The organism is Streptomyces sp. NBC_01089, from assembly GCF_045162975.1.
In the GTDB taxonomy this organism is placed as follows: Bacteria; Actinomycetota; Actinomycetes; order Streptomycetales; family Streptomycetaceae; genus Streptomyces.
In genome coordinates this window covers 7,045,625-7,066,320 of the sequence record NZ_CP108660.1, presented here as the reverse complement: position 1 = coordinate 7,066,320, position 20,696 = coordinate 7,045,625, and the positions used below count along the sequence as shown (strand labels likewise).

Here is a 20,696-nt window from a genome sequence, read left to right as displayed (position 1 = left end):
ACGGACCGGCCCCGGCATCCACCGCCCGGGGCCGGTCCTTCGCGTACCCGGACCGGCGGCGCTCGGACCAGCGGCGCTCAGGCCGGCAGCGCTCGGACCGGCAGCGCTCAGACCGGCCAGGCCGCCGCCAGCATCGCCCGGGTGTCGGCCAGCAGCTGCGGCAGCACCTTGGTGTGCCCGACGACCGGCATGAAGTTGGTGTCACCGCCCCAGCGCGGCACCACGTGCTGGTGCAGATGCGCGGCGATCCCGGCGCCCGCCGACGCCCCCTGGTTCATACCGATGTTGAAGCCGTGCGCCCCGGACGCCGTACGCAGCGCCGTCATCGCGTGCTTGGTCAGCACGGCCAGCTCGGCCGTCTCGGCCGCGTCGAGCTCCGTGTAGTCGGCGACATGGCGGAACGGCACGACCATGAGATGCCCGCCGTTGTACGGGTAGAGGTTGAGCACCGCGTACACATGCGTGCCGCGCGCCACGACAAGGCCGTCCTCGTCGGACTTCGACGGGATCGTGCAGAACGGACAGTCGTCCCCCGAGCCCGGCCCGCTCGGCTTGTTCTCCCCCTGGATGTACGCCATCCGGTGGGGGGTCCACAGGCGCTGGAACGCGTCCTGCGTCCCCACTCCGATCTGCTGTTCCGGCTCACTCGTCATGCTGTGCAGCATATGACTTCCCCCGTTCGCAACGTGTCGCCGGGGCGCGGGCCGCGGCCCGCACGGCGATGCTGGGCCGATGGACGTCCTGAACCCCGGCGAGCGGCTGCGCCGCTGGGAGGAGCGCACGGAGATCCCGCTCTTCGCGGCCGCGCTGCTCTTCCTCGCCTGTTACGCGGTACGGGTGCTGGCGCGGGGCTCCGATCCCGTACTGCTGGACGCCGCGCTCGGGGTGGCCCTGGCGGTCTGGCTGGTCTTCGCGCTGGACTACGCGGCGCGGCTCGTCCTGAGCGGCGAGGGGACGCGCTTCCCGCGTACCCACCGGATGGACACCCTGGTGGTGATCCTGCCGCTGCTGCGGCTGCTGCGGATGGTGCAGCTCTACAACGCGGTGCAGCAGCGCAGGGCGCAGCCCCGGCTGAATCTGCACGCCCGGGTGATCGCGTACGCGGGGCTCTCCGCGCTGCTGCTCTCCTTCGCCGGCGCGCTCGCGGTCTACAGCTGCGAGCGGACCGCGCCGGGCGCCACCATCCGTACGTTCGGGGACGCCCTGTGGTGGGCCGCCGCCACCTTGTCGACGGTCGGTTACGGGGACGTGTCCCCGGTGACGCTGCTGGGGCGGCTGATCGCGGTGGCCATGATGGCGTGCGGGATCGCGCTGCTGGGAGCGGTGACGGGGTCCTTCTCGTCGTGGCTGCTGCAGACGCTCCGGCGGGACGACGAAAAGCCCCCGGAGAGCTAGCTGTCCGGCCGTTCTCCGGGGGCTTCGTGGCGTCCTGCGCCGGGCGGATCAGACCTGTACGCGGTCCGCGACGGCCTTCGCGATCTTGGCGATGGCCTCGTCCACCGGGATGCCGTTCTCCTGCGACCCGTCGCGGTACCGGAAGGAGACGGCGCCGTTGGCCATGTCCTCGTCGCCCGCGATGATCATGAAGGGCACCTTGGCGCGCTGCTGGTTGCGGATCTTCTTCTGCATCCGGTCCGACGAGGCGTCCACGTCGACCCGCAGCCCCTGCTTGCGCGCCGTGGCGGCGAACTCCTGGAGGTACGGGATGTGGGCGTCGCCGATCGGGATGCCGACCGCCTGGACGGGCGCAAGCCACACCGGGAACGCACCCGCGTAGTGCTCCAGGAGCACCGCGAAGAACCGCTCGATGGAGCCGAACAGCGCGCGGTGGATCATGACCGGGCGCTGCTTGGTGCCGTCCGGCCCGGTGTACTCCAGGTCGAAGCGCTCCGGCAGGTTGAAGTCGAGCTGGACAGTCGACATCTGCCAGGTACGCCCGATGGCGTCCTTGCACTGGACGGAGATCTTCGGCCCGTAGAACGCGGCGCCGCCCGGGTCCGGGACCAGCGGCAGGCCCTGCTTCTCGGCGACCTGGCGGAGCGTCTCGGTGGCCTCTTCCCACGCCTCGTCCGAGCCGACGAACTTCTCCGGGTCCTTGGTGGACAGCTCCAGATAGAAGTCGGTCAGACCGTAGTCGCGCAGCAGGTTCAGGACGAAGGTGAGCGTGGTGTCCAGCTCGTCCGCCATCTGCTCCCTGGTGCAGTAGATGTGCGCGTCGTCCTGGGTGAAGCCGCGCGAGCGGGTCAGGCCGTGCACCACACCGGACTTCTCGTACCGGTACACCGTGCCGAACTCGAAGAGCCGCAGCGGCAGTTCGCGGTAGGAACGGCCGCGCGCGTCGAAGATCAGGTTGTGCATGGGGCAGTTCATCGGCTTGAGGTAGTAGTCCACCCCGTCGTCGAGCTGCATGGGCGGGTACATGCCGTCCGCGTACCAGTCCAGGTGGCCCGACTTCTCGAAGAGCTTGCCCTTGGTGGCGTGCGGCGAGTAGACGAACTCGTAGCCCTCCTCCTCGTGCCGCTTGCGCGAGTAGTCCTCCATGGCGCGGCGGATGATGCCGCCCTTGGGGTGGAAGACCGCGAGGCCGGGGCCGATCTCGTCGGGGAAGGAGAAGAGGTCCAGCTCGTTGCCGAGCTTGCGGTGGTCGCGCTTGGCGGCCTCCTCCAGGAACTCCAGGTGCGCCTTCAGCTCGTCCTTGGTGGGCCAGGCGGTGCCGTAGATGCGCTGGAGCATCGGGTTCTTCTCGCTGCCGCGCCAGTACGCCGCCGCGTTGCGCATCAGCTTGAAAGCGGGGATGAACCGGGTGGTGGGCAGGTGCGGACCGCGGCAGAGGTCCTTCCAGCACAGGTCGCCGGTCTTCGGGTCGAGGTTGTCGTAGATGGTCAGCTCGCCGCCGCCCACTTCGACATCCGCGCCGTCGTCCGCCGAAGCGGCGGAGCCCTTGATCCCGATGAGCTCCAGCTTGTACGGCTCGGACGCCAGCTCGGCGCGGGCGTCGTCGTCGGTCACCACACGCCGCGAGAAGCGCTGCCCGCGCTTCTGGATTTCCTGCATCTTCTTCTCGATGGCCTTGAGGTCCTCGGGCGTGAACGGCCGCTCGACGTCGAAGTCGTAGTAGAAGCCGTCCTTGACCGGCGGTCCGATGCCGAGCTTCGCGTCGGGGAAGAGCTCCTGCACGGCCTGGGCCATCACATGCGCGGTCGAGTGGCGCAGGATGTTCAGTCCGTCATCGGACGAGATGAGGACGGGCTCGACCTCGTCGCCGTCGGCCAGGGCGTAGGCCAGGTCCTTCAGCTCACCGGCGACCCGGGCCGCGACGACGGTGCGCTCACCGGGGAAGAGCTCGGCTGCCGTAGTGCCCGTCGTCACCACGCGCTCTTCCCGCTCGGAATCGCGATGGATGACCACACGGACGTCTGACACCGGTCTCTCCTGACTCAGGGGGTGCGCCGCCGGAGCGCGGCGCGCCCTGAATCGTACCGAGACCTGGGACCGGTTGGCGAAACGGTTAGAGGTCCTCGCCCCGGGCCACTCCCCCGGCCCCGCCCGCGTCCTCGGCCCGCTCGCCCGCGCAGGCTTCCTCGAAGAAGTCGAGGTTCTCCTGGAGCGCCTTCATCAGACGGTCCCGCTCCGCCTCGTCGACCTGGACGGGGACGACCCCTTCGGCACCGGTCAGCCGGCGGAATCCGCTGCGGCTCTCCAGCCTGCCCTGCACCCGGACCGGCAGCCCGACCAGGTGGGCGTGGCCCGCGATCCGGTACGCCTCCTCGTCGAGCACCATCCGGACGTACGGGACCTCCGCCCCGGCCAGCACCCGCAGCCGCACCGTGCCGGGGCCGCCGGGCGCCGAGCGGCGCATCCGCACCACCGCGCCGGTGACCCGGACCGGCAGGGAGGGCTCCGACCGGACATAGCGTGCGCCGGCCGCACGCAGCGCGGGCAGGTCGCCGGGTGAGAACGCGACCGGTTCCGGCCTGGCCGCGCACCCCTCGGGCACCCCGGCGGCCGGCGCCCACGCCAGCGCGACCGACACCCCTTCGGTGCCCCGTACGAGCGCGACGACCGCCTCGGTCAGCTCGCGGCTCACCCCGGCGCGGACCGCGGCGTCGAACGCGTCCATCGAGCCGGTCGCCCGCTGGTAGTCCACCGCCTCCCGGGTGGCGTGGAGCGCGTGGTGCAGCCGGACCACAGCGGGCCGGCCCGGCTCCACCGGGACGAACGCGGTGAGCCCGCGCCCGTCCGGGGCCGGCCCCGCCAGCACCCCGTCCAGCACGGCGCCGGCCTGCCTGCCGTGGCGGGCGCCGTGGTATCCGGCAGTGCGGGCCGAGGCGAGGGCGCCCGCGGTGAGCATCTGGTGTGCGGCGGAGCGCAGTTGTTCCTGGACGGTCCAGGGGGCGACACCAGAGAGGTCGTCGGCCGTCTCCCTCGACCAGCGGACCTCGTCGCTCGGCACGGTCAGCGCGACCAGTACCTCGCGGGCCGACGGCGCGGCGCAGCGCGCGAGCGCGGTGAGCGCCTCGGCCAGCAGGTCGTCGCTGTCGGGGAAGGCGCGGGTGTCGGGGACGAGGACGCTCGTACCCCGTCCGGCGGGGCCGGGCGGCGTCCAGCGGGTGTAGCGGCCCGCGGCGCCACCGCGGCGCAGCCAGCCGTGCCGGCCGAGCAGCGCGCCGAGTACCGCGGGGTCGACGCGCGCGGGGTCCGGGCCCTCGCCACCGCCCCGGATCCCCGGCCCTTCGACCGGGTGCGGACGTACGGGTTCGTCGAGCGGGCGGTGCTGCATCAGGGTCTCCCTCCGGCCCCGACACGGGTCATGATCTCGCAGAGTGCTCGGTCGTCGAATATCCGCGAGGTCGGGATCCGCACGGTGGTCCTGTGCCGGCCCGTCACCGGGTGGCCTGCCAGGTTGGTCCAGTAACAGCAGTGCCGCAGATCGAGCCGGTCGGGACCGGCCCGCAGCCAGTCGTCCCGGGTCCGCGGCACCAGCATCACGACAAGGATCTTGTGCACCGAGACGGGTGTCCGGGCGAGCTTCACCAGATGGGCGTTGTCGAGCGTGAAGGAGAAGGCCGCGCCCGGCGGGTCGGGGGCGATCTGATAGGTGCATTTCAGCTGCACCTTGATGGTCACTTCGTCGTCCACGGTGTGGTCGGGGGCTCCGTGGCTCACATGCCAGTCGATCCCGTTGTCCGGGAAGGGCTGGGACAGCGAACATCCCGAAGCGGCCGCGACCGCGTGCAGATATCCCACCTGAAAGGTCTCCATACAGGCGGTGGTGGCGAGCGAACCGCGCAGCAGCGCGAGCCGCTCGGGCACCAGGGGGCCCCGTTCGGGCTGCGTGAGCGCCATGGCTGTGGTGTGCCTTCCGGACTGTGCCGATACCGGGCCGGTCCATTTCCGGCGACGGGCCGTCAATGTCCGCGCCCGTCACCTGTGTTGTCTCCGGTCGGCGTATGTCGCAAACAGCCGGGTATCACCGGATCGGGTGGATGTCACACACCATCTGCCAAGTGAGTGCGAGGAGTTGGGACATGCCGTGCTGGTTCGAAGGACCCCTGGCCGCTTTTGACACCGAGACGACGGGTGTGGACGTGGAGGAGGACCGCATCGTGTCCGCCGCGCTGGTCGTGCAGGACGCCGCGGGAGGGCGGCCGCGCACCACCCGCTGGCTGGTGAATCCGGGTATCCCGGTTCCCGCGGGTGCCACCGAGATCCATGGTCTGACCGATCTCCATCTGCAGCGCAACGGCCGCTGGCCGTCCCCGGTGGTGGCGGAGATAGCCAAGGCACTGGCCGAGCAGTGCGCGGCGGGCCGCCCCCTGGTGGTCATGAACGCGCCCTTCGACCTGACGCTGCTCGACCGGGAGTTGAGGCGCCACCGCGCCTCGTCGCTCGGCCGGTATCTCGGGGATTCACCGCTGCGGGTCCTGGACCCGCGCGTCCTGGACAAACACCTGGACCGCTACCGCAAGGGCCACCGCACCCTGACGGATCTCTGCGAGCAGTACGAGATCAGGCTGGACGGTGCCCATGACGCGGCCGCGGACGCGCTGGCCTCACTGGAACTCGTACGGTCGATAGGGCGCCGGTTCGCGGGGCGCCTGGAGCGGCTGACGCCCGGTGAACTGCACACGCTGCAGACGACCTGGCACGCGGCGCAGGCGCGCGGGCTGCAGGCGTGGTTCACCCGGCAGGGCACGCCGGAGGCCGTGGACCCGTCGTGGCCGCTGCGTCCCGAACTCTCCGCGGTGGCCTGACCGTACGCATGAGAAAGGCCGGTCCGCTGTGACGGACCGGCCTGCACCCGGTGGGCGATACTGGGTTCGAACCAGTGACCTCTTCGGTGTGAACGAAGCGCTCTCCCACTGAGCTAATCGCCCGGGAACGGACTGAACCATACAGGGCCCGCGGGCCCTGGTTCAAACTCTTACGGCGGCCCCGGCCGCCCGCCCCGAGCGCGCGGTTCACGGTGGAGCGGAGCCGGAATCCCCGCCCTGCGGTGAATCGTTTTAAGGCGGAACGGCCCCGGGCGACCCGATGCCGTCGCCGAACGTGGAACGCCGATGGCCCGGAGGCTGTGAAGCCTCCGGGCCATCGGAACCGGACGGTGGGCGATACTGGGTTCGAACCAGTGACCTCTTCGGTGTGAACGAAGCGCTCTCCCACTGAGCTAATCGCCCGGGCGCAGGGAAAACATTACCGCATGCCCCGGGCCGCTCAGGACCACCCCGGAGCCACTCGTGGATCTTGCCCACGGCCGCCCGGGACGAGCCATGCCGGGAACTCAGGACGAGCCCGGCCGGCAAGCCGGCAAGAGGCCCGCCAGCCGGCTCGGACCCGGCACCCAGCCCTCCGGACGGACACCGGGGCCCCCAGGGCCGGGACCTCACCCCGAGGGCGCACCCGCACCGCTCACGCCCGTCCCGCCCTGCCGCGTCATGCCTGTGCCGCCCTGCCGTGTCACGCCTGCCCCGCCCTGCCGCGCCTTTCCGCAACGCTCCGTCGACGAGCCCTCCACTCTCCGCACACGCACCTCCCGGCCCGCCGGACCGGACGGGACCGGAGTCGCCACTCCGGGCGTCACCCGTTTGCCGTAATCTCACAAACCCACACTCAGCCGTACAGGGGACCTTAAGAGCCACAAATCGGTCAGAGGGGTTTACAACGGCACCGTAGGTGGCATGTCGATTTCGCCGACGTGCGAATCCCCGAGCGCACACTGAGCGAAAGGCCCTGGCGCTTATGAACACCACGGTCAGCTGCGAGCTGCACCTGCGCCTCGTTGTGTCGAGCGAGTCATCACTGCCTGTACCCGCGGGCCTGCGGTATGACACGGCCGATCCGTATGCCGTGCATGCCACCTTCCACACCGGAGCCGAAGAGACCGTGGAGTGGGTCTTCGCCCGCGATCTCCTCGCAGAGGGTCTGCACAGGCCCACCGGCACCGGCGACGTCCGAGTCTGGCCGTCGCGCAGTCACGGTCAGGGCGTGGTCTGCATCGCCCTGAGTTCTCCGGAAGGAGAAGCACTGCTCGAAGCCCCTGCGAGGGCCCTGGAGTCGTTCCTCAAGCGGACCGACGCCGCCGTACCACCCGGTACGGAACACCGTCACTTCGACCTCGACACCGAGCTCTCGCACATTCTGGCCGAAAGCTGAGCCAGGCCGCGAGAGGCCCGGTGCCGTCCGACTCGGGGCGACGGCACCGCGCAGACAACGACATACGCCAGAAGCCGGGCGCCGTACCCGCGGAATCCACCGCGGGGGCGGCGCCCCGGTGCGTCCGGGGCCGGAACGGCGAGGCACTAGAGTCGGCGAGCATCGGCGGGCGCCGGCCCGCCGCAGGCCAGGGAGTGCATCGTGCTGATCCCCCACGACACCCGGATCGCCCTCGACGTGGTGGTCAGTCTGGTGAACACCGCGCCGGAAGGCGCGGACGCCGACCCGCTCGCCGACATCGAGGGGCTGTACGCCTTCGTGCGCGACTACGACCTGAGCGGCGTGGGACAGCTCGGCGAGGCCGACCGGCAGGCCGTCATCGGGGTGCGCAGGCAGTTCGCCGATGTGTTCGCCGCCCCCGGCCCGCACGCGGCGGCCGCGCTGGTCAACCGGCTCGTCGCAGCGGCGGGCACGACCCCGCAGCTCACGGACCACGACGGCTACGACTGGCATGTCCACTACTTCGCCCCGGGCGCCTCGGTCGCGGACCACCTCGCGGCCGACGGCGGTATGGCGCTCGCGTTCATCGTCGTCGCGGGCGAGCAGGAACGGCTGCGCCGCTGCGAGGCGCCGGACTGCGGACACGCCTTCGTCGATCTCTCGCGCAACCGCTCCCGCAGGTACTGCGACAGCCGCACCTGCGGCAACCGGCTGCATGTCGCCGCCTACCGCGCCAGACGGAAGGCCGCCGCGAGCTGACGCGCACGCTCACCGCCCTCACAGCAGGAACAGATCGTGCACGGCCGCCATGAGCAGCAGACAGCAGATCACCCCGAGGAAGATCATCAGGGGCGGCTGGGAGAGCGCGAAAAGACAGCCACGCGGCTCGGGGGCAGGGGTGGGGACGGCGGCATCGTCCCGGGGGGTATCCAGCATCTCGGGCCGATGATGACGTAGCGGGGCTGTTTTCACTGACCAACACGCATATGTATGCGGTCAGTTCGCCGGATCCCGTGACCATCCGTCCGGCCGTGCGTGCGGCGGCCGGACGTCAGTGCGGCAGAATGCTGGACGCCCGGACGACCAGCTCGGGCTGGAGCATGACTCCGCGGTGCAGATGCTCGCCGTCGCCCGCGTACCCGGCCTCCTCCAGGAGGAGTTCGGCCGCCATCCGCCCCATCAGCACCGCGGGCTGGCGTACCGAGGTCAGCGGCACCGCGGCGGCCGCGGCGAACTCGATGTCGTCGTAGCCGACGATGGCCATGTCCTGCGGCACCTTGACGCCCGCCGCGTACAGCGACTGGAGCACGCCCAGCGCCAGCAGGTCGTTCACGCAGAAGACCGCCGTCGGGCGCGGCGCAAGACCGACCAGCCGGGCTCCGGCGTCCCGGCCGGCCGCCACGTCGAGCCGCCCCGTGGAGATCTCCACCAGGGCATCGGGCGGGAGCCCCGCCTCGTCGAGCGCGGCCAGCGCGCCCTTCCTGCGGTCCTGGATCTGGCGCAGCTCAGGAGGCCCGGTGACGAAGGCGATCGAACGGTGCCCCGCGGCGACGAGATGGCGTACGGCGAGGGTGCCGCCGTGGACGTCGTCGACCGAGACCGCGCAGGAGGTGGCGCCGGACGCCACCCGGTCGACCAGCACCGAGGGGATGCCGTGCCGGCCGAAGTCCTCCAGGCTCTTCCCTGTCGGGTCGGCCGGGGTGACCAGCACCCCCAGCACCCGCTGTTCGGCGAAGAGCGAGAGATAGGCGGCTTCCTCCGCCGGGCTCTGGTCGCTGTTGCAGACCATGACGCCGAGTCCGGCACCGCGGGCGGCCCGCTCGGCCCCGCGCGCGATGTCCACGAAGAAGGGGTTGCCCATGTCGAGCACGAGCAGCGCAACGATCCTGCTGCTGCCGGCCCGTAGCTGCCTGGCCGACTCGCTCCGTACGTAACCGAGTTCGGCGATGGCCGCCTGTACCCGGGCGCGGGTCTCCGGTGAGACGGAGGCCGGCCGGTTGATGACGTTGGACACGGTGCCGACCGAGACGCCCGCACGTCTGGCCACGTCCTTGATGCCTGCCACGTCTGTCCCACCTGCTGTACCTGGCTGTGTCCGGGCCGGACCCGGATGACGCCCGGCCGCCCGCACGGAGTGCGCTCATCGTACGGTCGCGTCCCCGCTCGGGCGAGACGGGTGGACACCCCGGCCCGGCGAGCCGTTCCGCGCACGCCCGCGACGGCCGGTCCGCCGCGGACTGAATTGTTCCAACCGCACAGCTCCGGCCGCTGCCCCGGGGTGCGCCAAGGCTTGACGCGGCTGGATGCCGCTACTAGCTTCACCGCTCAATGAATCGATTCATTGAAGGGGTTGGGCATGCCTGAACTCTCGGCCGTGAAGGCCGCGCTGGCGTCACAGACCATCGAGACCCCGTCCTGGGGTTACGGGAACTCCGGCACCCGCTTCAAGGTGTTCGCGCAGCCAGGCGTGCCCCGCGACCCGTTCGAGAAGCTGGACGACGCCGCACAGGTTCATGCCTTCACCGGGGTGGCCCCCCGGGTCTCCCTGCACATCCCCTGGGACCGGGTCGACGACTACGCCGCTCTGGCCGCGTACGCCGAGGAGCGCGGGCTGACCCTGGGCGCGGTCAACTCCAACGTCTTCCAGGACGACGACTTCAAGCTGGGATCGGTCACGCACCCCGACCCGGCGGTGCGGCGCAAGGCGGTGGCTCATCTGCTGGAGTGCGTCGGCATCATGGAGGCCACCGGCTCGTCCGATCTGAAGCTGTGGTTCTCCGACGGCACCAACTACCCGGGCCAGGACGATGTGGCGGCCCGCCAGGACCGGCTCGCCGAGGCGCTCGCGACCGTGTACGAGCGGCTCGGCGAGGGGCGGCGGATGCTCCTGGAGTACAAGCTCTTCGAGCCCGCCTTCTACGCCACGGACGTGCCCGACTGGGGCACGGCGTACGCCCACTGTCTGAAGCTCGGCCCGAAGGCGAAGGTCGTCGTGGACACCGGGCACCACGCTCCCGGGACCAATATCGAGTTCATCGTCGCCGTGCTGCTGCGCGAAGGGAAGCTGGGGGCCTTCGACTTCAACTCCCGCTTCTACGCGGACGACGATCTGATGGCGGGCGCCGCCGACCCCTTCCAGCTCTTCCGGATCATGCACGAGGTCGTCAGGAACGGCGGCCTGGAACCGGCCGCCCAGGTCAATTTCATGCTCGACCAGTGCCACAACATCGAGGCGAAGATCCCGGCCGTCATCCGCTCGGTGATGAACGTCCAGGAGGCGACGGCGAAGGCGCTCATGGTCGACGCGGACGCGCTGAGGGCCGCGCAGCGCTCGGGGGACGTGCTCGGTGCGAACGCCGTGCTGATGGACGCGTACAACACCGATGTCAGGCCGCTGCTCGCCGGGATCCGCGAGGAGAGCGGGCTGCACCCCGATCCGGTCGCCGCCTATCTGGCCTCGGGCAGGCAGCAGCGGATCGCCACGGAGCGCGTGGGGGGCACCCAGGCCGGCTGGGGGGCCTGACCGGCAGGCCGGTGCCGACCGGCGGACGCGCACCGGCCGCCCGGCCGGATGCCGTACCTCTGCCTCCAGGCCGGAACGCCGTGCTTCTGCCCGCCAACCGGAACGCCGTGCTTCTGCCTCCCGACCGGATGCCCGCCGGTCAGATGCCGTGCTTCTTGAGGATCTCCTCGATGTCGGAGAAGTCCTCCGTGGGCGCGGCGGCCTTGGGCGCGGCCGCCTTGGCCTGCGGTGCGGGCCGCGCGGCAGCCTGCGGCTGGGCTCCCGTACGCCCCGGCAGTGCGGGCTCGGGGGCCGCGGGGGCCACCGCGCCGGGCTCGGCCGCCCTGGCGGCCGCCTTCCGTTCCTTGCGGGTGCCGCCGGAGCGGCGCTCGACGGCCCGGGTGGTGATGAACAGCAGCCAGGCGACCGCGAGCATCCCGAAGCCGAGCCAGACCGACGGCTTGAACACGATGTCGGCCACCCAGCCGACGACGCCCGTCAGTACCAGTCCCACCGGGACCAGCGAGTACGCGAAAATGCGGGTCGCCGACAGGAATCGCTTGCGGTACGCCGTGATCGCGGCGATGCCCAGCCCTGCCGCGGACACCGCGGAACAGACGGTCTCGGCAATCATCCGGTCTCCTCCAGCCATGGGTTCGCTTCCCTCCATCCTGCACCGGACAGGGGTGCGGAAGCCACGCCCCGGTCCGAGCCCGGGGACATCTCGGGGACATCTCCGGGGGCGGATCCTCCTCAGGTCCCGGTTGGGCCGTACCGCGTACGGCTGGGAGACTGGCGCCATGAGTGACTCCTCCGCCTCCCGCCGCGTCGTCCTGGACGTCTGGTGCGAGCTCCAGTGCCCCGACTGCCACAGCGCCCTGGACGACGTACGCGCACTGCGCGCCCGCTACGGCGACCGGCTCGACCTCCGGCTGCGCCACTTCCCGCTGGAGAAGCACCGGCACGCCTACGCGGCGGCCCAGGCGGCGGAGGAAGCCTTCGAGCAGGGGCAGGGCTGGCCGTACACCGAGGCCGTGCTCGCCCGCACCGGGGAGCTGGCCTCCCGGGGTGAGCCGGTGCTGCTGGAGACCGCGGGTGGCCTCGGCCTGGACACCGAGGAGTTCGACACCGCCCTGATCGACGGACGGCACATGCTGACCGTCGACGCCGACCAGGCGGAGGGCAAGGCGATCGGCGTCACCGGCACCCCGACCTATGTCATCGGCGGCGAACGGCTGGACGGCGGCAAGAGCCAGGACGGGCTGCGCGAGCGGATCGAGGCGATCGCCGACCGGCTGCTCGCCGCCGAGGACTGAGGCGTCTCCTGGCGGGCGAGCGCCGGGCAGCCGCCGGGTGGGTCTCAGAGCAGCGGCTTGGCGCAGAAGCGTTCGGCCTCGCGGTAGCCCAGTGACGCGTAGAGCCGGACCGCCGGGGTGTTCGCCGCGAGCACGTTCAGCTTGATCAGCCGCGCCCCGGCGGCCAGCGCCTCACGCTCCGCGAGGAGCATCAGGGAGCGGCCGTGGCCGCGGCCCCGGTGCTCCTCGGCGACCTCGACGTCGAAGACGAAGGCCCCGCGCCCGCCGGGGACCGCGTCGGTCCCGGCGATCCAGACATGTCCGACCACCTGGCCGTCCTCGACCAGGACGTCGATGACGGTGCCGGGGGTCGCCAGCCCTTCGGGGAGGTTGTGGCGGTGATCGGCCTCGGACTTGGCGCGGGCCCGGTCTTCCGGCATGCCCCGCTCGACCCAGGTCTGCGCGTACTCGGCGACGCCCCGCGCCTGCCACACCCGGAACTCGTCCTCGCGCATCGGGCGGGCCCCGACCCCGGCCGGCAGCTCAGGCGGCTGCGCGGGCAGCTCGTTGATCAGGTGGCTGTTGCGGAGCGTGTAGCCGAGTGCGTCGGCCATCCGCAGCGCGGCGGCCGCGTCGGCCGGTACGGCGATCCGCACCTGGTCGCAGCCCCAGCCGCGCAGCACTTCCTCGGCGGCGAGCGCGGCCACGGTGCCCCGGCCGCGCCCCCGGTCCTGCTCGTCGATCCGCAGCCCGCCGATCACTCCGCAGGCGGGCCCGAATGCGCTGTCCGTACGGAGGTCGACCGCACCCACCGGGCGGCTGTTCACACAGACCTCGTAGGAGCGTGCCTTGGCGCCGTCGGCGCCCTGCTGAAGCGGCCCGGTCGGCCGCAGGGTGGTGGTCATCAGGGGTGTTCTACCCGCCCTGCGGCCGCCCGTCATCCGCATTCCCGAAGTACGGCCCGGAGCACGGCGCGTTGAACTGCGGCGGTGCGGCGCGGGCCCGTTGCCCCCTCAGGGATCCAGCCGCTCCGCTGCCCGCTCCTCCCAGATCCGCATGGCCTTGGCGGTCACCGGGCCCGGCGCGTCGGCCAGTTGGCGTCCGTCGATGCGGTGGACGGCCTGCACATCGCGCAGTGTCGAGGTCAGGAAGATCTCGTCGGCCCGCTCCAGGACGTCCAGCGGCAGCTCGCTCTCCCGGGCTCCGGTCCACTCGACGGCCAGGGCACGGGTGATGCCCGCCAGACAGCCGGAGGAGAGCGGCGGGGTGTGCAGTTCCCCGTCGACCACGACGAAGACATTGGAGCCGGTTCCCTCGCAGAGCGCGCCCGTGGTGTTGGCGAACAGCGCCTCGGTCGCGCCCTGTTCGTGCGCCCGCGCGAGCGCGACGACGTTCTCCGCGTACGAGGTGGTCTTCAGCCCGGCCAGCGCGCCGCGTTCGTTGCGCGTCCATTCCACGGTGACCGCCGCGGTCGTGTCGGGGCGGCGCTTCACCTCACCGAGCGCGACGACCAGGGTGGGTCCGGCTGCGCCGCGGTCGGAGCCGAGCGGCGAGAGCCCGCCGGTGTACGTGATCCGCAGCCGCCCCAGCTCCATCGGGTTGGCTTCGACGACGGCCGCGCAGGCACGGCGCACCTCGTCCCGGTCGGGGTCGGGCAGCCCGAGCCCACGCGCCGAGCGGGCCAGCCGGTCCAGGTGCCGGGTGAGCGCGAAGGTGCGGCCGCCCGTCGCCTTGACCGTCTCGAAGATGCCGTCGCCCACGGTCAGCCCGTGGTCGAGGACCGAGACCAGCGCGGTGTCCGCGTCCCGCAGCCCGCCGTTGACCCAGATCTTCATGGAGTGGTCCTTCCGATCGTCTCGTTCGTCCCGGACGCTATCGCGAGCAGCCGGCCTGCCTTCAGTTCTGTCTCGTCCCACTCGCGTTCCGGGTCGGAGCCCCAGGTGATGCCGGCGCCGGTGCCGAAGCGCAGGACCGGACCGCGCTCGTGGGTGCGGTCGATCCAGAAGGTCCTGATGCCGACCGCGAGCTCGGCCGTGCCGCGGTCCGCGTCGACCCAGCCGATGCCTCCGCAGTACGGCCCGCGGGGTGCGGTCTCCAGCGCCTCGATGACGCGCAGCGCACTCGACTTGGGCGCCCCGGTCACCGAGCCGGGCGGGAAGGTGCCCGCGAGCAGCCGGCTCCAGCCGGCCCCGTCGGCCAGCTCGCCGCGGACCGTGGAGACGAGATGGACGAGACCGGGGTGCTGCTCGACCGCGCAGAGCTGCGGCACCCGGACCGAGCCGGTGGCGCAGACCCGGCCGAGATCGTTGCGGACGAGGTCCACGATCATCACGTTCTCCGCGTGGTCCTTCTCCAGCAGATCGGCCGCGGTGCGCCCGGTCCCCTTGATCGGTCCCGACTCGACGGTCCGTCCGGAGCGGCGCAGAAACAGCTCGGGGGACGCGGTCGCGATCTCCAGCCCGTGGGCGGGCAGCCGGATCGTCCCGGCGTACGGCGCCGGATTGCCCCGCGCGAGCAGAGCGGTCAGGGCGTCGACGTCGGCGGTCGCCGGATCGGGCAGCGGCGCGGTGAGGACCCGGCAGAGATTGGCCTGGTACACCTCGCCCGCCGCGATCCGCGCCCGGATGTGGCGGACCCCCGCCGTGTACGCGTCGTGGTCGAGCGAGGACGTCCAGTCACCGGCCGCGGGGCCCCGCCACCGCCCGGGGACGGCCGCGGGCACCGGCTCCTCACGTACGTCGCCGAAGCGGGCGCAGACGAGCCCGCCCTCGAAATCCGCGGCCACCGCCCAGAAGCCGGCCGAGTCCAGCGCTGCGGGATCGCTGGTGACATCGCGCAGGTCACGGGCGACACGGCCGCCGAAGCGGGCGAGAGGAGGGAGGCGGTGCACACCGGCGAGTCTAGGACGGGCCACCGGAAAGCCGCTCCGGTGCGAACGCACCGCAGCACGCTGCGGAAACGCGTTTTTGTGCTGGCCCGGGAATCCGCTAGAGTTCAACCTGTCGCCGGGGCGCGCAAGCGCCGCGGGAATGACAAGCGGACGTAGCTCAGTTGGTAGAGCGCAACCTTGCCAAGGTTGAGGTCGCCAGTTCGAACCTGGTCGTCCGCTCGTAGGACCGGGGGATCTTCCCGAACCCCCGCACTCCTGGTGGAGTGGCCGAGAGGCGAGGCAACGGCCTGCAAAGCCGTCTACACGGGTTCAAATCCCGTCTCCACCTCCAAGGACGATTAGCTCAGCGGGAGAGCGCTTCCCTGACACGGAAGAGGTCACTGGTTCAATCCCAGTATCGTCCACTGGATCCCTGCTTCGGCCGGGTTTCCGTCCCGCGCGATTAGCTCAGCGGGAGAGCGCTTCCCTGACACGGAAGAGGTCACTGGTTCAATCCCAGTATCGCGCACGCAGTACCGCCGTACATCTGTACCGCTGCACTCTTGTAAAGTTGAATGTCCCGCGCGATTAGCTCAGCGGGAGAGCGCTTCCCTGACACGGAAGAGGTCACTGGTTCAATCCCAGTATCGCGCACCGGAACAGGAACCCCCGGCCGTCTTCACGGCCGGGGGTTCTTCTGTTGTGCCCGGCTCCCGCCCTGTCAGGACGAGAACAGCATGTGGCCGAAGCCCCTGTTGTGATGGCCGTGATGGCCGCCGTGGTGATCGCCGTAGTGTCCGCCGTGCTGCTGCGGGGCGCCCCAGACCGGCGCCTGCGGCGGGGCCGGATACGCCTGTGGCGGCGGCTGCTGGCCCCACTGTGACTCGAGGCGGGTCAGCGATTCCAGCTCCCCGTAGTCGAGGAATATCCCCCGGCAGCCGCTGCACTGCTCGATCTGGACGCCATTGCGGTTGTATGTGTGCATCGGGGCATGGCACTTGGGGCACTGCATCGGCTCGACTCCTCGCCGTCGGATCTCAGGACGGCTCACCCTACGATGCCGCCCCGGGCGCCAACTCCGCCGGGACACCGGCGATTCGGGCACATGAATCGAGCATCATCCGCTCGGCGTCGTCGAGCGCTCGGCCGGCGGCCGCCGACTTGGCCAGCGCGAGTGCGGCGGTCTGGACGGTCAGCGCCCTTGCGGGTACGTCCAGTTCGGGCCAGGGGTCACCGGCAGGGCGGACGGCCGGACCGCCCGCCGCCCGGTACGCGGTGAGAAACCGTGCCCAGGTGCCGGGCGCGAGGAGCCCGGCCGCGTACCAGGCAGCGGGGCGGGCCAGATCCCAGGCGGGGTCGCCCCGGCCGATGTCGTCCACGTCGATCAGCTGCCAGGGGCCGCCGTCCGCCGGGTGCCGCACCAGCTGTCCGAGGTGCAGGTCGCCGTGGCAGAGGAAGGAGCCGCGGGGTGCCGGGGCCTCGTCGCGGGCCCAGCCCGGCAGTCCTTCCCAGGCACGCAGTACGGGCTCTGCAGCCCGGCCGGGGCGCGCCCGCCGCAGCCGGGCCAGCGCGCGGGCCGCCTTGGCAGGACCCCGCATCGGGGGCAGCGGTCCCGGCAGGGCGGCGGGCGGCACCGAGTGCAACCGGGCGAGGAGAGCCGCGGCCTCCTCCCACGGGGCCGCGCCGGGCTCCTCGGGGTCGACGGGGGTGCCGCAGGGCCACAGGGTGACGGCTCCCGCCGTGTCACCGGCCGGACCACCGAGCGGCGGCAGCAGGATGCCGGCCAGGAGGGGGTGTGCCGCGACCGCCACCCGTACGGCGAGCGCGGCCGGGTCCGTGTCGGCGGCGTGCGCCTTCGCCACGACGGCGCCGTGCCGGACGACGGCGCCGTCCGGACGGTCGGTGAGGACGGTGGGCCCGCGTCCGCAGTCGGGGCACGGCGCGGAGGGTGCGTGCCGGGCGAAGCCGGGGTGGGCGGCGCGTCCGGCTGCGGCGCCGAGCGCCCGTATCCGGGCGGATGCGGTCACGGTGTCTTACCCCGTCGTTCGGTGGTCCGGTGTGCGCCGGGAGCCTACGCGGTGCTCCGTCAGCGGCACCCCGCTCGGGCCCGGCCGGTGGAGGCGGGCCCGCTGTGGTGGATCGGTACGCCGGCGAAAACGCCCCGCCCGGCCAAGGGGCCACCGTGGCGAATCGGTACGCCCGACAAAGGCGCCGTGGCGAATCAGTAGGCCCGGCCAAAGCCACCGTGGCGCCCGCCGGAGCAGCGCCTGGCCCCGGACAGCGCGATGCCCGGTCAGCTCCCCAGCTGACCGGACAAACGCTGCCGTCCGCCGCACCCCCGTCCCCACGGGGTTGTTGGCCGGATGTCCCTGGCCCGGACCGCTCTCCCGGACCCGGGGCGCCGCTCAGCGCCCCAGCATCACGCCCACGGACGACGCCTGTGTGACCACTGCCTGCCAGCCTCCGAAGACGAACATCAGCAGTGCGGCGAGGGGAAGGACCATGGCGGTCGCCACCAGCGGGTGGCGGGTACCGGAGCTGCGGACGCCGAGCGCGGTGTACGCCCTGCGTCCCTGCGTGCGGAGAACTGTCCGCGCTGCGGTGTCGGCCATGGTCCGGGTCCCTCTCCTGTCGGTTCGACAAGCGGCGAGTGCTGACCTCGGGGGACGAGTGCTGCACCCGCCGCTTGACCTCAAATCTAGGGGCGGGAAGGATCCCGGTCGTCATGCCCGCGTACCGAATGCCGGGCCTCCAGGAGGATGAGCCTCCGCGCCCTGGTCTACTCCCCTGGGTGGAGAACCGGGCAGTACCCCTGCGGGTCTTCCCCGAGGGGGCACCTCCCCCGGTGACCCGGCCGCCGCGGCACACCGCCCGTCGCCGCGCCCCGCCGTCCGCCCCGCCCGCCGGACCGCCGCAGGGCTCTTCAGCAGGGCCCAGGGGCGCCGGGGCGGGTGACTTCACTCACTTCCGCGGCCTCTCCTGGCGGTGCCGTGGCCGCCCCCGGCCCTCCCCCGGCGGCCCCGGAGAGGCGGGTGCGGCCGGTGTCCGGTGTACCCGTCCCCCGTACCGGCCGAACACCTGGCGGTGGCTCAATATCCTTCCTGTGGAGGACCTTTGAGACAACGCTCCGGCCAAGGCGGCCGGATACGCCCCGAGCTGACCGGGCTTCACCACGAGGCGCCGCGGCGGGCAAACGATACGAGCGAGAGGGCGCGGCCTATGAGCACACCGGCCCGCGGGTACGTAAGCTGTGCCTCGTCAGACGGACCGGGCAGCGGGGATGGACATGACGATGATGCGGCTCCGGCGCGAGGATCCGCGTGTCGTCGGCTCGTTCAGGCTTCACCGGCGGCTCGGCGCGGGCGGCATGGGTGTCGTCTACCTCGGCTCCGACCGGCGGGGGCAGCGGGTGGCGCTCAAGGTGATCCGGCCGGATCTGGCCGAGGACCAGGAGTTCCGGTCGCGGTTCGCCCGTGAGGTGTCGGCCGCGCGGCGGATCAGGGGCGGGTGTACGGCCCGGCTGGTCGCCGCCGATCTGGAGGCCGACCGCCCGTGGTTCGCGACCCAGTACGTCCCCGGGCCTTCGCTGCACGACAAGGTGGCCGATGAGGGGCCGCTGTCCGCGGCCGAGGTGGCGTCCATCGGTGCGGCGCTCTCCGAGGGCCTGGTGGCGGTCCACGAGGCCGGTGTCGTGCACCGGGATCTGAAGCCGTCGAACATCCTGCTCTCGCCGAAGGGCCCGCGGATCATCGACTTCGGGATCGCCTGGGCGACCGGGGCGAGCACGCTCACCCATGTCGGTACGGCGGTCGGCTCACCCGGTTTCCTGGCGCCGGAGCAGGTGCGCGGCGCCACCGTCACCCCGGCGACGGACGTCTTCGCGCTGGGCGCCACGCTGGCGTACGCGGCGACGGCCGACTCGCCCTTCGGGCACGGCAGTTCCGAGGTGATGCTGTACCGGGTGGTGCACGAGGAGCCGCATCTGTACGACGTGCACGACGCCCTGGCGCCGCTGGTGCGGGCCTGTCTGGCGAAGGACCCCGAGGACCGTCCGTCCACTCTTCAACTCTCCATGCGGCTCAAGGAGATCGCCGCCCGGGAGGCGCAGGGGCTCTCGGAGGGCCGGACCCCGGCGCAGCGCCGCGCGCAGGAGGCGGACCGGCCGACGGGTCGCATCGCGGCCCCGGCGACCGAACAGCACGCGGCGCCGCCGCGCCGCGCGGAGGGCGCGCAGACTCCCAGGCCGCAGACGTCCAGGCCGCAGGCACCGCGTCCGTCGGCGGCCCCGCACAGTGGCGCGCGTCCCGGACCGCCGCGTAACACCACCCGGTCGGGCGGGCGTACGAACAGCCGCCCGGGGGCCAGGTCGGGCACCGGCAGGCCGACGTCGTCCGGCCGCAGGACCGGGCCGAGCCCGCGGATGATGCGGCAGCGGCTTATCGTCTTCGTCGTGGTGACGCTGATCGTCCTGCTGGGCATCGCGGCCGCTCAGAAGTTCTGAGCGGCCGCGGGCCGGGCCGGTCAGGGCGTCAGGTCTGCGGGCGGCCCGTCGCCACCGCGTAGAAGGCGACGGCGGCCGCCGCTCCGACGTTCAGCGAGTCCACGCCGTGCGCCATCGGGATCCGTACCCATTCGTCGGCGGCGACGAGGGCCTGTGTCGAGAGCCCTTCGCCCTCGGCGCCGAGCATCAGCGCGACCCGGTCGACGCGGTGCGGCGCCGCCTCGTTGATGTCGGACGCCTTCGCGTCGGGGGTGAGGGCGAGCAGCTTGAAGCCCGCTTCCCGTACGGTCTCCAGACCCTTGGGCCAGGATTCGAGACGGGCGTAGGGCACCGCGAACACCGCGCCCATGGAGACCTTGACGGAGCGCCGGTAGAGCGGGTCGGCGCAGTCGGGCGAGAGCAGCACCGCGTCCATGCCGAGCGCGGCGGCGCTGCGGAAGATCGCGCCGATGTTGGTGTGGTCGTTGACCGACTCCATGACCACGATCTTGCGGGTCCTGCCGAGGAGTTCGTCGGAGGTGGGGAGCGGCTTGCGCTGCATGGAGGCGAGGGCGCCGCGGTGCACGTGGTAGCCGGTCACCTGCTCGGCGAGCTCGGGGCTGACGGCGTACACCGGGGCCGGGACCTCGTCGATGACGTCGCGCATGACGTCGACCCACTTGGCGGACAGGAGCATCGACCGCATCTCGTACCCGGCGAGCCTGGCCCGGCGGATGACCTTCTCCCCCTCGGCGATGAAGAGGCCCTCGACGGGCTCGCGCCTGCGCCGGAGTTCGACATCGGTCAGGCCCGTGTAGTCACGCAGACGCGGGTCTTCGGGGTCATCGACAGTGATGAGATCAGCCACAGGGTGATACTGCCTTGTCCTGGATGAGG

The 20,696-nt window shown here is 71.8% G+C and carries 21 protein-coding genes and 7 tRNA genes; 12 read left to right on the top strand and 16 right to left on the bottom strand.

All coding sequences use genetic code 11. The annotated features are described in order from the left end of the window. Positions 1-107: 107 nt before the first annotated feature. Positions 108-665 (bottom strand): HIT family protein, encoded by a 558-nt coding sequence (locus OG510_RS31830; protein ID WP_406141327.1) that lies wholly within the window; start codon positions 663-665, stop codon positions 108-110. 67 nt (positions 666-732) lie between these two features. Here OG510_RS31830 and OG510_RS31825 point away from each other — a divergent pair, with 67 nt between their 5' ends. After that, positions 733-1,395, top strand: a complete 663-nt coding sequence (locus tag OG510_RS31825) for a potassium channel family protein (RefSeq protein WP_406141326.1) — start codon at positions 733-735, stop codon at positions 1,393-1,395. Positions 1,396-1,443: 48 nt separating this feature from the next. On the opposite strand, the gene thrS is transcribed toward OG510_RS31825, so the two are convergent. The 3 genes from thrS to OG510_RS31810 all read right to left on the bottom strand — a co-directional run bounded on the left by thrS (position 1,444) and on the right by OG510_RS31810 (position 5,346). Next, the gene (gene thrS / locus OG510_RS31820) at positions 1,444-3,423 is read right to left on the bottom strand and encodes a threonine--tRNA ligase (RefSeq protein ID WP_406141324.1); all 1,980 of its coding nucleotides are present in this window, start codon (positions 3,421-3,423) and stop codon (positions 1,444-1,446) included. A gap of 85 nt (positions 3,424-3,508) precedes the next feature. After that, positions 3,509-4,780, bottom strand: a complete 1,272-nt coding sequence (locus OG510_RS31815) for a hypothetical protein (protein ID WP_406141322.1) — start codon at positions 4,778-4,780, stop codon at positions 3,509-3,511. Then, positions 4,780-5,346, bottom strand: coding sequence for a DUF4365 domain-containing protein (locus tag OG510_RS31810; RefSeq protein WP_164267432.1), 567 nt, complete (start codon positions 5,344-5,346; stop codon positions 4,780-4,782). Before OG510_RS31810 ends, OG510_RS31815 begins: the two co-directional genes overlap by 1 nt. Before the next feature lie 182 nt (positions 5,347-5,528). Between OG510_RS31810 and OG510_RS31805 the strand changes: the two genes are divergently transcribed. Beyond that, positions 5,529-6,254, top strand: coding sequence for a 3'-5' exonuclease (locus OG510_RS31805; RefSeq protein ID WP_406142657.1), 726 nt, complete (start codon positions 5,529-5,531; stop codon positions 6,252-6,254). 51 nt (positions 6,255-6,305) lie between these two features. Here the strand turns inward: OG510_RS31805 and OG510_RS31800 are convergent. Next, a tRNA-Val gene (locus OG510_RS31800) sits at positions 6,306-6,377 on the bottom strand. Positions 6,378-6,605: 228 nt separating this feature from the next. Then, positions 6,606-6,677 (bottom strand) — tRNA-Val (locus OG510_RS31795). A gap of 562 nt (positions 6,678-7,239) precedes the next feature. Between OG510_RS31795 and OG510_RS31790 the strand changes: the two genes are divergently transcribed. Continuing rightward, the gene (locus OG510_RS31790) at positions 7,240-7,653 is read left to right on the top strand and encodes an SsgA family sporulation/cell division regulator (protein ID WP_003959770.1); all 414 of its coding nucleotides are present in this window, start codon (positions 7,240-7,242) and stop codon (positions 7,651-7,653) included. Positions 7,654-7,854: 201 nt separating this feature from the next. Next, positions 7,855-8,412: a CGNR zinc finger domain-containing protein gene (locus tag OG510_RS31785; RefSeq protein ID WP_406141320.1), complete on the top strand. Its 558-nt coding sequence runs from the start codon at positions 7,855-7,857 to the stop codon at positions 8,410-8,412. 18 nt (positions 8,413-8,430) lie between these two features. On the opposite strand, the gene OG510_RS31780 is transcribed toward OG510_RS31785, so the two are convergent. After that, complete coding sequence (locus OG510_RS31780; RefSeq protein WP_203600874.1) at positions 8,431-8,589, bottom strand: hypothetical protein; 159 nt, start codon at positions 8,587-8,589, stop codon at positions 8,431-8,433. Between the two features lie 115 nt (positions 8,590-8,704). After that, on the bottom strand, positions 8,705-9,718 hold the full coding sequence (locus OG510_RS31775; protein WP_406141319.1) for a LacI family DNA-binding transcriptional regulator: 1,014 nt from the start codon (positions 9,716-9,718) through the stop codon (positions 8,705-8,707). A 291-nt stretch (positions 9,719-10,009) separates the two neighbouring features. On the opposite strand from OG510_RS31775, the gene rhaI reads away from it, so the two are divergent. Continuing rightward, positions 10,010-11,176 carry an L-rhamnose isomerase gene (gene rhaI, locus OG510_RS31770; protein ID WP_406141317.1) on the top strand — a complete coding sequence of 389 codons (1,167 nt, stop codon included), beginning with the start codon at positions 10,010-10,012 and terminating at the stop codon, positions 11,174-11,176. Positions 11,177-11,315: 139 nt separating this feature from the next. On the opposite strand, the gene OG510_RS31765 is transcribed toward rhaI, so the two are convergent. After that, positions 11,316-11,789 carry a hypothetical protein gene (locus OG510_RS31765; protein ID WP_406141315.1) on the bottom strand — a complete coding sequence of 158 codons (474 nt, stop codon included), beginning with the start codon at positions 11,787-11,789 and terminating at the stop codon, positions 11,316-11,318. A 166-nt stretch (positions 11,790-11,955) separates the two neighbouring features. Between OG510_RS31765 and OG510_RS31760 the strand changes: the two genes are divergently transcribed. Next, positions 11,956-12,471, top strand: coding sequence for a DsbA family protein (locus OG510_RS31760; protein ID WP_406141313.1), 516 nt, complete (start codon positions 11,956-11,958; stop codon positions 12,469-12,471). A 44-nt stretch (positions 12,472-12,515) separates the two neighbouring features. On the opposite strand, the gene OG510_RS31755 is transcribed toward OG510_RS31760, so the two are convergent. The 3 genes from OG510_RS31755 to OG510_RS31745 all read right to left on the bottom strand — a co-directional run bounded on the left by OG510_RS31755 (position 12,516) and on the right by OG510_RS31745 (position 15,340). Next, positions 12,516-13,355, bottom strand: coding sequence for a GNAT family N-acetyltransferase (locus tag OG510_RS31755; protein ID WP_406141311.1), 840 nt, complete (start codon positions 13,353-13,355; stop codon positions 12,516-12,518). A gap of 108 nt (positions 13,356-13,463) precedes the next feature. Continuing rightward, positions 13,464-14,285, bottom strand: a complete 822-nt coding sequence (locus tag OG510_RS31750; protein ID WP_406141310.1) for an aminotransferase class IV — start codon at positions 14,283-14,285, stop codon at positions 13,464-13,466. Next, positions 14,282-15,340, bottom strand: a complete 1,059-nt coding sequence (locus OG510_RS31745; protein ID WP_406141308.1) for a chorismate-binding protein — start codon at positions 15,338-15,340, stop codon at positions 14,282-14,284. Before OG510_RS31745 ends, OG510_RS31750 begins: the two co-directional genes overlap by 4 nt. Positions 15,341-15,486: 146 nt before the next feature. Between OG510_RS31745 and OG510_RS31740 the strand changes: the two genes are divergently transcribed. The 5 genes from OG510_RS31740 (at position 15,487) to OG510_RS31720 (ending at position 15,973) form a co-directional block, all read left to right on the top strand. Then, positions 15,487-15,559 (top strand) — tRNA-Gly (locus OG510_RS31740). A 38-nt stretch (positions 15,560-15,597) separates the two neighbouring features. Beyond that, positions 15,598-15,671 (top strand) — tRNA-Cys (locus OG510_RS31735). A gap of 1 nt (position 15,672) precedes the next feature. After that, a tRNA-Val gene (locus OG510_RS31730) sits at positions 15,673-15,744 on the top strand. A gap of 32 nt (positions 15,745-15,776) precedes the next feature. After that, a tRNA-Val gene (locus OG510_RS31725) sits at positions 15,777-15,848 on the top strand. 53 nt (positions 15,849-15,901) lie between these two features. Beyond that, positions 15,902-15,973, top strand: a tRNA-Val gene (locus tag OG510_RS31720). Positions 15,974-16,040: 67 nt separating this feature from the next. On the opposite strand, the gene OG510_RS31715 is transcribed toward OG510_RS31720, so the two are convergent. The 3 genes from OG510_RS31715 to OG510_RS31705 all read right to left on the bottom strand — a co-directional run bounded on the left by OG510_RS31715 (position 16,041) and on the right by OG510_RS31705 (position 17,931). Continuing rightward, entirely contained in the window at positions 16,041-16,331 is a 291-nt protein-coding gene (locus OG510_RS31715) for a zf-TFIIB domain-containing protein (RefSeq protein WP_164267569.1), read from the bottom strand. Between the two features lie 40 nt (positions 16,332-16,371). Beyond that, complete coding sequence (locus OG510_RS31710) at positions 16,372-17,346, bottom strand: phosphotransferase family protein (RefSeq protein WP_406141306.1); 975 nt, start codon at positions 17,344-17,346, stop codon at positions 16,372-16,374. Positions 17,347-17,724: 378 nt separating this feature from the next. Continuing rightward, entirely contained in the window at positions 17,725-17,931 is a 207-nt protein-coding gene (locus OG510_RS31705; protein ID WP_164267889.1) for a hypothetical protein, read from the bottom strand. A 674-nt stretch (positions 17,932-18,605) separates the two neighbouring features. On the opposite strand from OG510_RS31705, the gene OG510_RS31700 reads away from it, so the two are divergent. Continuing rightward, on the top strand, positions 18,606-19,820 hold the full coding sequence (locus OG510_RS31700; RefSeq protein WP_406142655.1) for a protein kinase domain-containing protein: 1,215 nt from the start codon (positions 18,606-18,608) through the stop codon (positions 19,818-19,820). A 28-nt stretch (positions 19,821-19,848) separates the two neighbouring features. On the opposite strand, the gene OG510_RS31695 is transcribed toward OG510_RS31700, so the two are convergent. Continuing rightward, entirely contained in the window at positions 19,849-20,667 is an 819-nt protein-coding gene (locus OG510_RS31695) for a TrmH family RNA methyltransferase (protein ID WP_406141304.1), read from the bottom strand. Positions 20,668-20,696 lie beyond the last annotated feature (29 nt).

What these genes read in the sequence shown, in the direction of transcription:
- OG510_RS31830 (WP_406141327.1), bottom strand. Translation starts at nt 665, where the DNA reads ATGCTGCACAGCATGACGAGTGAGCCGGAACAGCAGATCGGAGTGGGG.
- OG510_RS31825 (WP_406141326.1), top strand. Translation starts at nt 733, where the DNA reads ATGGACGTCCTGAACCCCGGCGAGCGGCTGCGCCGCTGGGAGGAGCGC.
- OG510_RS31815 (WP_406141322.1), bottom strand. Translation starts at nt 4,780, where the DNA reads ATGCAGCACCGCCCGCTCGACGAACCCGTACGTCCGCACCCGGTCGAA.
- OG510_RS31810 (WP_164267432.1), bottom strand. Translation starts at nt 5,346, where the DNA reads ATGGCGCTCACGCAGCCCGAACGGGGCCCCCTGGTGCCCGAGCGGCTC.
- OG510_RS31805 (WP_406142657.1), top strand. Translation starts at nt 5,529, where the DNA reads ATGCCGTGCTGGTTCGAAGGACCCCTGGCCGCTTTTGACACCGAGACG.
- OG510_RS31790 (WP_003959770.1), top strand. Translation starts at nt 7,240, where the DNA reads ATGAACACCACGGTCAGCTGCGAGCTGCACCTGCGCCTCGTTGTGTCG.
- OG510_RS31780 (WP_203600874.1), bottom strand. Translation starts at nt 8,589, where the DNA reads ATGCTGGATACCCCCCGGGACGATGCCGCCGTCCCCACCCCTGCCCCC.
- rhaI (WP_406141317.1), top strand. Translation starts at nt 10,010, where the DNA reads ATGCCTGAACTCTCGGCCGTGAAGGCCGCGCTGGCGTCACAGACCATC.
- OG510_RS31765 (WP_406141315.1), bottom strand. Translation starts at nt 11,789, where the DNA reads ATGATTGCCGAGACCGTCTGTTCCGCGGTGTCCGCGGCAGGGCTGGGC.
- OG510_RS31760 (WP_406141313.1), top strand. Translation starts at nt 11,956, where the DNA reads ATGAGTGACTCCTCCGCCTCCCGCCGCGTCGTCCTGGACGTCTGGTGC.
- OG510_RS31755 (WP_406141311.1), bottom strand. Translation starts at nt 13,355, where the DNA reads ATGACCACCACCCTGCGGCCGACCGGGCCGCTTCAGCAGGGCGCCGAC.
- OG510_RS31750 (WP_406141310.1), bottom strand. Translation starts at nt 14,285, where the DNA reads ATGAAGATCTGGGTCAACGGCGGGCTGCGGGACGCGGACACCGCGCTG.
- OG510_RS31715 (WP_164267569.1), bottom strand. Translation starts at nt 16,331, where the DNA reads ATGCAGTGCCCCAAGTGCCATGCCCCGATGCACACATACAACCGCAAT.
- OG510_RS31705 (WP_164267889.1), bottom strand. Translation starts at nt 17,931, where the DNA reads ATGGCCGACACCGCAGCGCGGACAGTTCTCCGCACGCAGGGACGCAGG.
- OG510_RS31700 (WP_406142655.1), top strand. Translation starts at nt 18,606, where the DNA reads ATGACGATGATGCGGCTCCGGCGCGAGGATCCGCGTGTCGTCGGCTCG.